11 protein-coding genes are annotated in these 11,286 nt (G+C 72.6%); 5 read left to right on the forward strand and 6 right to left on the reverse strand.

Annotated features, from left to right (window positions below):
* The first annotated feature begins 1 nt into the window (after position 1).
* The 5 genes from ACFXAM_RS07340 to ACFXAM_RS07360 all read left to right on the forward strand — a co-directional run bounded on the left by ACFXAM_RS07340 (position 2) and on the right by ACFXAM_RS07360 (position 4,374).
* Positions 2 to 1,045, forward strand: a complete 1,044-nt coding sequence (locus ACFXAM_RS07340; protein ID WP_380288328.1) for a serine hydrolase domain-containing protein — start codon at positions 2 to 4, stop codon at positions 1,043 to 1,045.
* Positions 1,046 to 1,056: 11 nt separating this feature from the next.
* On the forward strand, positions 1,057 to 2,091 hold the full coding sequence (locus ACFXAM_RS07345; protein ID WP_380288330.1) for a UDP-N-acetylmuramate dehydrogenase: 1,035 nt from the start codon (positions 1,057 to 1,059) through the stop codon (positions 2,089 to 2,091).
* Between the two features lie 368 nt (positions 2,092 to 2,459).
* Positions 2,460 to 2,981, forward strand: coding sequence for a LuxR C-terminal-related transcriptional regulator (locus ACFXAM_RS07350; RefSeq protein WP_380288332.1), 522 nt, complete (start codon positions 2,460 to 2,462; stop codon positions 2,979 to 2,981).
* Complete coding sequence (locus tag ACFXAM_RS07355) at positions 2,981 to 3,286, forward strand: hypothetical protein (RefSeq protein ID WP_380288334.1); 306 nt, start codon at positions 2,981 to 2,983, stop codon at positions 3,284 to 3,286. Before ACFXAM_RS07350 ends, ACFXAM_RS07355 begins: the two co-directional genes overlap by 1 nt.
* On the forward strand, positions 3,283 to 4,374 hold the full coding sequence (locus ACFXAM_RS07360) for a hypothetical protein (RefSeq protein WP_380288336.1): 1,092 nt from the start codon (positions 3,283 to 3,285) through the stop codon (positions 4,372 to 4,374). The genes ACFXAM_RS07355 and ACFXAM_RS07360 overlap by 4 nt, the downstream gene beginning before the upstream one ends.
* Before the next feature lie 51 nt (positions 4,375 to 4,425).
* Here the strand turns inward: ACFXAM_RS07360 and ACFXAM_RS07365 are convergent, their stop codons facing one another.
* The 6 genes from ACFXAM_RS07365 to ACFXAM_RS07390 all read right to left on the reverse strand — a co-directional run.
* Positions 4,426 to 5,148, reverse strand: coding sequence for a hypothetical protein (locus tag ACFXAM_RS07365; RefSeq protein WP_380288338.1), 723 nt, complete (start codon positions 5,146 to 5,148; stop codon positions 4,426 to 4,428).
* A 465-nt stretch (positions 5,149 to 5,613) separates the two neighbouring features.
* Entirely contained in the window at positions 5,614 to 5,934 is a 321-nt protein-coding gene (locus tag ACFXAM_RS07370) for a hypothetical protein (protein ID WP_380288339.1), read from the reverse strand.
* 149 nt (positions 5,935 to 6,083) lie between these two features.
* Positions 6,084 to 7,829 (reverse strand): hypothetical protein, encoded by a 1,746-nt coding sequence (locus ACFXAM_RS07375; protein WP_380288341.1) that lies wholly within the window; start codon positions 7,827 to 7,829, stop codon positions 6,084 to 6,086.
* Positions 7,805 to 8,731 carry an ATP-binding protein gene (locus tag ACFXAM_RS07380; RefSeq protein ID WP_380288342.1) on the reverse strand — a complete coding sequence of 309 codons (927 nt, stop codon included), beginning with the start codon at positions 8,729 to 8,731 and terminating at the stop codon, positions 7,805 to 7,807. Before ACFXAM_RS07380 ends, ACFXAM_RS07375 begins: the two co-directional genes overlap by 25 nt.
* Before the next feature lie 158 nt (positions 8,732 to 8,889).
* On the reverse strand, positions 8,890 to 10,638 hold the full coding sequence (locus ACFXAM_RS07385; RefSeq protein ID WP_380288344.1) for a relaxase/mobilization nuclease domain-containing protein: 1,749 nt from the start codon (positions 10,636 to 10,638) through the stop codon (positions 8,890 to 8,892).
* Positions 10,635 to 11,286 (reverse strand): plasmid mobilization protein (locus ACFXAM_RS07390; protein ID WP_380288346.1); only part of this gene is annotated, 652 nt, incomplete at its 5' end. The genes ACFXAM_RS07385 and ACFXAM_RS07390, both read right to left, overlap by 4 nt.

Below are 11,286 nucleotides of genomic sequence, written 5' to 3' on the forward strand. Positions count from 1 at the left end.
CGTGACCAACACCGTGCCGTGGAAGCCGAACGCGCTCGCCGACCTGCGCGAGTGCCTGGACCTGATGACCGCTGACGGCACCGTGCCCGGCGGAGTCATCGCCCACGGCACCTTCGACACCGAGCCCGGCTACCTGGCCTCCGGCGTCGTCGCCCCCGAGTGCGGCGACGCCCGGCCGGGGCCGGACACGGTGTACGACGTGGCCTCGCTGACCAAGGTCCTGGCCACCTGGCCGCTGGTCGGCGCTTCCCTCATGGACGGCTTCACCCTGGACACCCCGATCCGCGAACTGCTGCCCGACATCGCGGCCGACGCCCCCGGCGGCCGGGTCACACCCCGGCAGATCCTCGCCCATACCTCCGGCCTGCGGGCCGACACCCGCCTCGACCAGTACCGCAACCGCCCCGAACCGCTGGCCGAACTGATCTGCGGAGAGCCGCTGATCGCCGACCCCGGAGCCGGACACCGCTACATCAACCGCGGCTTCATCCTCCTCGGCCTGGCCCTGGCCCACTACCGCTGCCGGCGCCTGGACGAGCTGGCGGCCGAGCTCTGGCAGGACCTCGGAATGACCAGCACGACGTACGGACCGGTGCCCCGCTCCGCCCGGGTCGCCCCGACCGAGCAGCGCCTGACCGGCGGGCCCCGGCTGTGGGGCATGCCGCACGACGACAACGCCGCCCTGCTCGGCGGCGTCGCCGGCCACGCCGGGGTGTTCACCACCCCGGCCGACCTCGCCACTTTCGCCACCCACCTGCTGACCCCGCACGCCACCGGCGGGCCCCTGGGCCGCTGGCTCACCCACAGCATGCAGCCGCAGGCCGCCATCGAGCCGGGCCTCGACCGTGGCCTGGCCTGGATCCTCGCCGACCAGGGCAGGGTCGCCTACCACCACGGCTTCACCGGCACGAGCCTCTACCTCGCCCCGCACACCGGCCGCTACCTGGCTATCTGCACCAACGCCGTCTACCACCACCAGGACAACCGCACCCGCCTCGCCCCGCTGCGGACCCTTGCCCTGAAGGCGATCACCGACGAACCCTAGGAGGGCCACCCGTGCCCAGCACCACGCTCGCGTCCCTCACCACCCTGCGGCTCGGTGGCCCGGCCAGCGACGTCCTGCAGGTCGCCGACCCCGACGACTGGTTCGAACTGGTCCGTACGATCGGCGACCGGCAGGAGGACGCGCCCCTCACCCTCGGTCACGGCAGCAACGTCATCGCCTCCGACACCGGCCATGAGGGCACCGTCGCCGTGATGAACACCCGGGGCATCACCGTGAAGCGGGTGGACGACGACACGGTGGCCGCGACCGTCCAGGCCGGCCACCCGCTCGCCGACCTCGTCCAGTGGGCCGCAGCCGAATGCCTCGCCGGAATCGAGTGCCTGGCCGGCATACCCGGCACTGTCGGGGCCGCCCCCGTCCAGAATGCCGGAGCCTACGGCCAGCAGGTCTCCGACACCCTCGACCACCTCACCGCCTGGGACTGGGACATGGGCCGCCTGCGGACCCTGCCCGCCCAGGCATGCCGCCTCCGCCACCGCGACAGCCGCTTCAAGAACGACCCCGGCCGCTGGACCATCCTCACCGCGACGTTCCACCTCACCCGCTCACCGGCTGCCCCGATCACCTACCGGCCGCTCGCCGACGAACTCGGCGTCCACGTCGGAGCCCGACCGCCCGTGGCCGAGGTGGCCACCGCCGTCCTCGCCAACCGTCACCGCCGCGGACTCCTCCTCGACCCCCACGGACCCGACGCCCGCCAGGCCGGATCGGTCTTCCTCAACCCACCCGTCACCGCCACCCAGGCCGCCCGCCTGTCCGCTGCCGGCTGTCCCACCCACACCGACAGCGACGGACGGCTGCGGGCCAGCGCCGGCTGGCTGCTGGAGCACACCGGCTACCGCCCCGGCCACAAGGTCGCCGACGGCATCCGCTGCTCGGAACACCGCACCCTCACCCTCACCGCCCACGACGGAGCAACCGCAACTGGCTTCGCCCAGACTCTCGCCGAACTCTCCGCACAGGTCGAGATCGCAACCGGGATCACCCTCCAGCCCGAGCCGATACTGGTCGGGGCCTGGGCATAAGAAGCCCTGCGGGAACCAAGACCTCCATGAGCGTGATCGAGGACCGGTTCGGCCAGACCCTCACACTGGTCGGCGCGCCAGACCGGTCCATGCTCCCCGGGTCAGCGCCAGGGGCACGGACCTAGGACAAGGACCTGGCCGCAGCGGTTGCGGCGTGAGCGCGGCACCGGAAAGCCGAAGAGTCCTGACTCGCCCGCCGCCCGATGTCCGGGCCGTCCCACGTCTGGTCCTCATCATCGGCCCGCACGCCGCCCGCCGGATCGGCCCCGAGCTGCTGGCCGCGCTCAGCTTTCCCCGGCTGGCCCCGTAGCCAGGCTCCGCTCCCTCACTCTCTCCCTCTGCTCGACTTCATCGCGAGGAGCTTCGCCATGCCCAATTCCCTGCCCGACAAGCCGAACCTCACCGAGGCCGAGGTCCTGCTGCTGCGCCAAGTGGCCGGAGGTCACCTGCACGCGGCGGTCAGCCACGCCACCGGCATCCCCGAGACGAAGGTCGGCGCCGCCGTCACGGCACTGACGGCCAAGCTCGGAACGCCGCACCGCCACCACGCCGCCGCGCTCGGCGTCGGCTGGGGATGGGTGCGGACCGAGAACGTCCCGGTCCTCAACCCCAGCAGCCTGCCGCTGCCCCGCCGCCACCGAGAGGTCCTCACCGCCCTCGTCGCCGGCGAAGACCCGAAGGCGACCGCGAAGCGCCTCCACCTGACGGAGGGCACCGTCCGCACCTACGTCCAGGACATCCTCCGCACCCTGGGAGTCCGCTCCCGGCCGCAGGCCACCGCCCGCGCCCTCCTGACCGGCCTCATACCGCTGAGCGCGCTCGGCGACGGCTGGCCCACCAGGCTCGGCCGCCCCGGTGGCCGGACCGCGCAGCCGACCGGGACGAGCTGATGCCGCCGCACCGCAGCCGGTTCCTCGCAGCCCTGCTCGCCGGGGCGGCCTGCCTGCTGCTGGCACTGGCCGGCGGGGCGGCGACGGCAGCGGCGGCGCTGCACCACGAGCTTCCGGCGGACGGGCCCGTGGTGCTGGCGGGCACCGCCTACGCCCTGGGCCTGGTCCTGCTGCTGGCGGCCCGCCTGCTGATGGACGTCGGCGTCGCCGAGCGGCCGCGCGGACTCCGCACGCTTCTCGGCGCCACCGGACAGGTCCTTCCGAACGGCCGCGCGTGCGCGTGCGGGCCTGGTCCGGAGGCATGACGAACCTCCTGATCCGTGCCGCCGACGGTCCTCTGCCGCGTCGCGTCCTCGGTTGGGCCTGCCCGCACTGCGGCGAGCGCCTCGCCCTGACCTGGGACCAGCAGCAGGCGCTGGCACTCGTCGCCGGCGGGGTGTCCGCCTACGGGATCGCCCGCCGGCTCGGACTCGGCGCCGCGACCCCGAACGCGACCGCCGCCGACGAGCTGGTGGCCCGGGCCCTGGACAACCTGGGAGCGGCCACCCGCGCCCAGGCCGTCGACATCGCCTACCGGGCCATGCTTCTGCCCGCTCCCGTCCCGCCCAGGTTCCTGAACCGCGACCTGACCGAGGACGAGCGCGAGATCGCGCGCCGCCTCGTCCTCGGCCACACCGTCACCGAGACCGCCGAACTCCTCGGGCTCACACGCGGAAAGATCACCTACGCCCTCGGCCGACTCGCCATGGAGCTGGAGATCCCCGAAGGCCCGGGCCGCACTGTCATGACCGTCCACCGCCTGCACGGCGCCCGACTGCTACCCGACGACCACCCCTGCCGATGCCTCCACACCGCCGACCCGGCCGCCGAGCCCTGGATGCGAGGTATCCCCTGCCCCTCCTGCCACGTGCGACCCGTGCTGACCATCGCCGAGCACACCGTTCTCGGCCTGCTCGCCGCCGGCAGGACCGACCAGGAGATCGGCGAGCACTTCGGCACCACCAGGACCGGCGGAACCCGCCGGGCCGTGAAGGCACTCCGGGCCCTGGGCGCGGCCACCCGCGTCCAGGCCGTCGACATAGGCTGCCGGACCCGTCTCCTCGCCCCGCCGACGGACCCACGTGACCCTCGGGCGCTGGTCAGGCCGTGGGACCTGGACGTCATGGGGGAACTTGTCCGCGGCTGCACGCTCGCGGACCTCGCCGAGCACGGCGGCCCGAGCCACCGCGCCCTCAAGTCACAGATGACCCGGTTCTACGCGCGACTGGGCGCGAACGCGGCCTCCTCACCCGGTCTGGCCGCCTACATGCTGCACGCCCTGAGCCTCCTGCCGCGCGAGCACCCGTGCCAGTGCGGCGCTCCCCCTCACGCCACCGCCGGCCAGGACCGATAGGCCCGTGACCCGGACACCTGATCCGCACGACGACCCGCCCTGAGCGGGGGCTCAGCCGACCGTGACCAGTCCACCCAGGTCCATACCGACGGCCTTCCCGGCGCGCAGGGCCGCCCTGGCGCGGGCCGCGCCGCTGCGGGTGGCCGCCTCACCCCCGCCGACGGCGACCGTTCGTGTGCCGAGGCCCGCGCAGGGGCGGCAGATGCCCGCCTGGGGCACCGGGTCGTGGCACTTGGCGCACTCCGCGTACCGGGCCGCTGCGGGCCGCACAGCATGCTGGACGGGCGGCATCTTCCGTTCCAGGCGGTAGCGGAGCACCGCGACCGCCGAATGCACCGGGGCGGGCAGGCCCGGCAGCAGGGCCTGGGCGAGGTCGGCCTGGGTCGCGCCGCGCTCCAGCCACCGCGCGACGAGGGGTGCGAGGTCCTCGGCTTCGGCCTGGCCGAGCCGCAGGCACGGCTCGGGGCGGATCACCCGGAACAGCGTGGCGACCGCCTCACGGACCTGCTCGTCCGGCACCGCCACGAGCTGCTCGCCGCTCTCCTCCTCGGAGTCTTCCTCCCGCCCTCCCGTCCTCGCCTGCGGCTCGTCGGCGACGACCGGCTCGCCGGCCTGCTCGGCGGGGAGGGAGGGTTCTTTCACCAGGTCCTTTACAAGGGCGTCAGCACCACCGGTGGTCGCTTCACCGGAGACCGGACGGGTGGCACTCGGCAGCACCGTGAGCTGCGGGGTGTCGTAGACGTGGGTCTCGGTGATGATCGTGCCGTCCGGCATGCGGATCTTCTCGACCTTGTAGAAGCCCGCCTCGGCCAGTTCCTTCAGGGCCTTGCGGATCGCACCTCGGCCCTGGGGGGCTGGTGTCGGCCATGTGCCGGCCGTCCTCTCGCCAGCCGTCGGGGCGGGAGAGGAGGTCCGCGAGCAGGCCGCGGGCGGTGTAGGAGAGCCGTCGGTACTGCAGGACGGCGTTGGGCAGCACGGTGAAGTTGCGCGCGTGGGCGCTACGATGGATTCGCATCGGGAGTGGTAGCTCCTGTTGCCGGACCCCGGAGCGTTGGCGCGCTGCCGGGGTCGCCTATTTTCGATTGGACTACGGAACGTAGCACACGCACGGCCGGAAGATCCAAGGACCGCGAGCGATCGCGATCACACTCTGCATCCAATGCCTGCAGTGACATTGACGCATCGACACTCCCCCCCAGGGGGTGGGCCGCCACCTGTCGGTGGCGGCCTCGGCGCCTGTCAGGCCAGGTTCCACACCGTGCCGGCGAGCAGACCGTCGAAGCCGAGTCCGCGGTACATCTGCTCGAACGACTCCCACTCCTGCTCGACCCAGCCGATGCCCCTGGCCTCGGTGACATCGGCGGTGTCGAGGTCGTGCTCGCGCCATTCGTGGGTGCAGCGGCAGCGGACGAAGACGAGGTCGGGCTGGACGTGGATCAGGAGCCAGTCGCGTTCCGCGTCACACATGGCGCAGGTGATGGTGGTGCCGCGGGGGTTGAGGGGTGCGGGGTGGGGGACGGCGAGGACGATGTTGTGGCCGGCGTCGGCGGGGTTGGTCAAGTTCGGTGCCCTTCGTGTCGGTTGCAAGGACCACACGACGTCCGGCGGGCCGGGATGCTCCCCGACGACGGGAGAAGACATCGAACCGACACCAAACCCCCTGCGGCTGTCGCTCCCGGTCGTGGGGCGGCGGCCGTCGGGTGTGCCGGCTATCGGCGGTCTGTGGCCTGCAGTTGGGCTACGGCCTGGCGGGCGAGGTCGGTCGGGTTGGGGTGGTGGCGCAGTCGCTGGGTGACCAGGGCTTGGACTGCGTCTTCCCAGGAGAGGGCGGGGTGGTCGGTGTGGAGGTGGGCGAGGTCGGCCGGGCCGATGTCGGTTACCTGGTCGGTGTCGAGGCGGTCCCAGACCGCCTGGACGAGTCCGGCCATGGGGAACATGGCGTCGATCGCCTCACCGACGGCCCCGACGACGATTCGGTTCAGACGTTCTTGGGCGGTGGCGCGCAGCTGGCTGTCGGGTGGGACGACCTTTCCGGCTGCGTCGTGGCGGGCGAGTCCTTCCTGGATGTAGGCGATGAGCTCGGGGGAGGAGAAGGCGTTGAGCTCGACGCGCTGGTAGCGCCACTTGGTCGGCTCGCCGTTCGGGCGCCAGGCGATGGGCTCGCCGGTGAACCACGTGTGGGCGGTGTCGGTGAGGTGGGGCAGGATGCGGGCGGGCAGGGCGGCGTCGCGGGTGTCGGGCTCGGCCTCCAGGCCCTTGGCGAGGGCGTCGTCGACGCTCAGGCCGAGGTCGATGACCTTGACGCGGTGGTCGGGCATGCGGGCGGTCTCCTCTCCGAGGGTGCGGGCGATGTTGTAGCCGTAGGGGTCGGCGTCGTGGAGGACGAAGATCTGCACGTCGCCGGGGGGCATCTTGGCGAGTAGTTCGCGGCACGCCTCGGTGCCGTAGCCCTCGTTGGTGATGACGGCCATGTCGTACCGCTCGGCGATGCCGGATTCCCGGACCGGCGGCCACAGGCCCGTCTTCTCGATGACGAGGATCTTGTTGTAGCTCCACTTCGGCGGGATGTACTGCTGGACCTCGCGGGTGCCCAGGCGCACGTCCATCAGCCCGGTGGGGTCGTGGGGGTGGTGGAGAGTTCCGCGGGGTTCGCGGTAGAGGCCCTGGATGGGCCCGTTCTCCCGTTCCCAGTCGGGGATCAGCTTCTGCTCGAGGTAGGGGGCCTTGAGCTTGGTGGCGGCGGGCAGGAGCTTCAGCGCGAGCGGGCGGATCTTGTAGAACAGGGTGTGGGAGGAGAACGACAGGCCTTCGCCACCTCGGGCCTGCGCGATGGCCTCGCGCATCACCGTGAACACCGCGTCCTTCACCGACACCCTGGGCGCAGGCCGCGTCGCGGTGTTGGCCTTGTACTCGCGCATCGCCGCCCGCTGCTCGCGCCGCTCAGCGCTCTGCTTGGACCGCTGGTCCTTGCGCAGCACGCGGGTCGCCGCAGTGAGGGCCTTCGCGCAGGCGTCGGCGACCTCGCGGGGGACGACGAGTACGGTCTTGCCCTTGTCGGTGAACTGCGGGACCGGACAGATGAGATGCACGATCGCGGCCCGCCGGAACTGGTTGCCCGCTCCGGGGGCGGCGTCGGCCTGGGCGAGGAACGAGCCCGCCCCGACGCTGGTGACGTGGTCGCCCACCAGGTGGGTGCCGGCCAGCGGGTCGCCGAAGGTCGCCGAGTAGTTCACCGCAAAGCCGACGGCGCCCGGGCGCTTCGTGCGGGCGATGGCGACCTCGATGCTCCACGGGACGCCGGCGGTGTCGGTCAGCTGCTTGCGCGCGAACCAGGCCTCCTCGACGCCGAACGCCTGGTCGAGGACCTGGGTGTAGTGGTCGCGGGACACCTGGCCGAGGTAGGAGGGCGTGGGCGGCTTGCTGTGCTGCTTCATGGCGGCCAGCAGCACCGGCACCTGCTCGGGGCTCTCCTTGAACCCGGACAGGTGCGTGACCTGGGGACCTGTTCGGCGACGCGCTTGGCCTTGGCCGAGCCGGTCAGGCCCGCGAAGGTGTTGGCGAACGCCCGAACCGTCCGGTCCGCGCCACCCTGTCGGTGTTCGCGGATGTGGGCGAAGACCAGCTTCGTCATCGCGGCATCGTCGTAGTGGTGTGCGCTGGTCGGGTCGGTGGGCAGGGGTTTGCGCCACCCCTGCTGGGCGGTGGGCTCGTAAATTCCGGCCGCCTCGCCGTCGCCGGCCTGAGCGTGGTCAACGAAGCGCGCGTGCGGGTTCACGAGGGCGAACTTTTGCAGCCAGCCGGCCGCCTTCTCGGCCGTCACCTGCGCGGCGGGCAGCGGCACGGTGACCGAGGTGCCGCTGGTGCGGCTGGTGGGGGCCTTCGTGTGGCGGGTGGAGACCTCTCCCGACGGGTCGGTGGAGACGGCGATCTCATGCCGCACTCCGAGTGCCTCGATGACCACCGGTGTGGTGACGCCGAGGGCGTGGGGGATGCCGAGCAGGGTCTTGAACGCGTTGCCCTGCATGCCGCGGGTGGGCGAGCGCAGGCTCTCCTTGTCGGAGACGTTGCGGCTGAAGTCCAGGATCCGCTCGACCACGCCGACCGGCATTCCCGGGCCGTTGTCCGTCACGCGCACACGCGCCACACCGTCGGCCCAGGACACCGCGAGGCCGATCTCCGGGCTCACGCGCGCGGACTCCGCCGCGTCCAGGGCGTTGTCGAGCAGTTCCTTGATCACGACGTCGCCGAACCTCTCCCGGGGCTGTCCGGTCTGGGACTGCAGGGCCCGCCAGTCCAGGAACTCCGCGGTGCGGGACGTCGAGAACACGGTGCGGTCGATAACCGGGATCGAACTCAAGAAGCTGTCTCCAGAGGTGGGGGGTGTCATGGCTATGGGTTGGGTGAGCCCGCCCCGGCGGCTCAGCGGCGGGGACTGGAGGGCGAAGCCCGGTTGACCAGCGGTGCGGGCTCGGTGGGCGGGTGGGCGAGGTGATCCCCAACCCGCCCATCGGTTGGTCACCGCGCGCGGCGCACCGCATCGGGTGCCGGCGGCGGAGTCACCACGGCGGCCTGCGTGGTGGTGCGGCTGGTGGCGGTGCGGCCGGGGATGCTCCGGGACACGGCCGCGCTGGTACGGCCACGGGGCGCCGGGGCCGGAAGGCCGGTGTCCCGGCGGATGCGCCAGGTCAGCACGGCAGCGGGTGAGTCGGCGCTGCCGAGTTCCCGGCGTCCGGCGGCCTGGGCGAGCAGGGTATGGGGGTCGTGGCCCGCTGCTTCGGCTTCGGCGAGGGTGGCGGCGAGCGCCGACCAGCCATCCTCGGCGAGCAGGCGGGTGGCCTGGTCGGCGGGCAGCGCGCGGCGGAGAGCTGCCTCCTGCCGGTACCGGACGTCGGCGGGCAGGTGCCGGCCTTCGAGGCCCAGGTGGGCGATCGGCTTGGCGGCGTGCCGGGCGTAGGCGGCGCGAAGGTGTACCGCTGCCGTGTGGGCGGCTTCGGCCTGGTGCTGGTGGCCTTGGGCGGCGTGCCACTTGGCGATCAGGATCGCGAGCAGGACGAGGCTGGTCAGGATCGTGGCTGCGGCGGTGCCGTCCTCGCCCCGGCCCGAGGTGGGACCGGCGTAGAGGATTTCGCGGGCGATGGAGCGCATCGCGCGCAGGTCGGCGTCGGCCGCGCGGGTGTGGGCGGTGCGGGTGTACTCCAGGGCCCGGGCGGCCTGGTGGATCTCCTTCCTGCTGAGGGGCGGGCTGGTGGCGGCGAGCGTGTCGAGGACTTCGAGGCCGCCTCGGATCACCGCTTCCGCGCGGGCGGCGTCCTGCTCGTCGTCGAACACCGGGTAGATGCGTTCGACGGTGGTGCTGGCCTTGTGGCGTCCGGCGGCGGGCCGGGTGCTCCTCTCGGGTGCGGGGTGGGTGGACTGGTCGATGCCGGCAGTGAAGCGGGCGCGGATCTTGGGCTGGGTGAGGTCGGAGGCGAGTTTGCTTCCGGAGAACCAGATCGGCCCGCTGTCGTCGCCGGTGGGGAGGGCGAACGTGTAGCCGGTCACGTCGCCGGACGGCGCGCGGCGCACGCCGAGGAGGACGCCCTGCGCGGTGAGCCGGGTGGTGAACTCCTCCTCGTCCGCGGCCCCGGCGAGCGCCTGACGGACGGCGGTGCGCAGGCGGTCGCGGTCGGTGCCTTCCCGGCCGAGGCGCTGGGCCTTGCGCAGTTCGGCGCCCTTGGCGCGCTTGGGGATGGCGTCCCGGTAGGCGCGGGTGCGGGTGTCGGAGAGGTCCTTGAGCCTGTACTGGCGCTCGATCCTGGTGAGTTCGGCCTCGACCTTGTACTGGTCCTCCCAGATGTCGGCCTGGGTGAGGTCGGCGCGGATCATCGTGGCCAGGATGTGGATGTGGTCGTCGGCGTGCCGCACGGCGATCCAGCGGCAGCCGTCCTCGTCGCCGTCCGGGGCGATGCCGGCGGCGGCCACGACCCGGCGGGCGATGTCGCCCCACTCCTCGTCGGTCAGGATCCGGTCGGTGGGAGCCGCGCGGACCGGGCGGTGGTAGACGTGCTTCGCGAACTTCCTCTTCGCGCGGTAGCGGACGACGTGGAGGTCGAGGGCGTCCCGCAGTTGCCCGAGGGTCGCCGCCGGGTCGCGTCCCGGGTCCGGTGCGAAGCCGTCCCAGGACGCGACGATGTGCGGGTCGGTGTGCTCGTGCTCCTCGCCCGGCCCGAACAGGTAGATCAGCGCGCCCAGTGTGTTGCCGCCGCGGACCGGCTTGCTGATCAACTGCGGACGGCCTTCGCCAGGCGCGCGCCGGCATGATCGATGTCCGCCACCGCTTCGCGGACCGCGTTGGCCAGCACGGTCCCGGCGATGAGTGCGTCGCGGACGGGACCAGGCTCCTGGGCGACGCCCATGTTGCTCAGGCGCGCGATCTGGTTGATGTTCCGGCCGATGCCCGCGAGCTGCGGACGGACCGCGACCAGCTCCTCGATCGCCGCGTCCAGTTGCTCGTCGCGGGACTCGGCGACGCCACCGTCATCTGCCAGGGCCTTGCGGGCGATGTAGGCGGAGACCGAGATGCCGCGCTCGCCTGCGCGCCGGCGGAGCCCCGCGGCTTCGTCGGGGTTGAAGCGGACAGTGATCTTGTCGTTCTTCAGGTTCGCGGCGTCGCGGGTACGACGCTTGGGCTTTCGGCGCTTCGCGGCGATCTCGGCGGCGCGCAGAGGTCGCGGAGCAACAGCGGTCTGCGCGCTGGTGGCGGCGGGCGAGGCTGCGGTGGCGGGCTTCTCCTCCTCCAGTGCCGCGTCCTCGCGGTGCTGGGCCGGTGATGCCGCGTGCGCCCGCGCGCGCGGCATCACCGGCGGGTCCTCGCCCTCGCGGGCGAGGGGGTTCGGCCGGGCGCGTATACACAACAGAAGCAGCCGACGACCT

The organism is Kitasatospora sp. NPDC059462 (assembly GCF_042749955.1).
GTDB lineage: Bacteria > Actinomycetota > Actinomycetes > Streptomycetales > Streptomycetaceae > Kitasatospora.

Excerpts from the sequence above, each read along its gene's own strand:
- ACFXAM_RS07350 (WP_380288332.1), top strand. The coding sequence starts at position 2,460 with ATGCCCAATTCCCTGCCCGACAAGCCGAACCTCACCGAGGCCGAGGTC.
- ACFXAM_RS07360 (WP_380288336.1), top strand. The coding sequence starts at position 3,283 with ATGACGAACCTCCTGATCCGTGCCGCCGACGGTCCTCTGCCGCGTCGC.
- ACFXAM_RS07365 (WP_380288338.1), bottom strand. The coding sequence starts at position 5,148 with ATGCCGGACGGCACGATCATCACCGAGACCCACGTCTACGACACCCCG.
- ACFXAM_RS07355 (WP_380288334.1), top strand. The coding sequence starts at position 2,981 with ATGCCGCCGCACCGCAGCCGGTTCCTCGCAGCCCTGCTCGCCGGGGCG.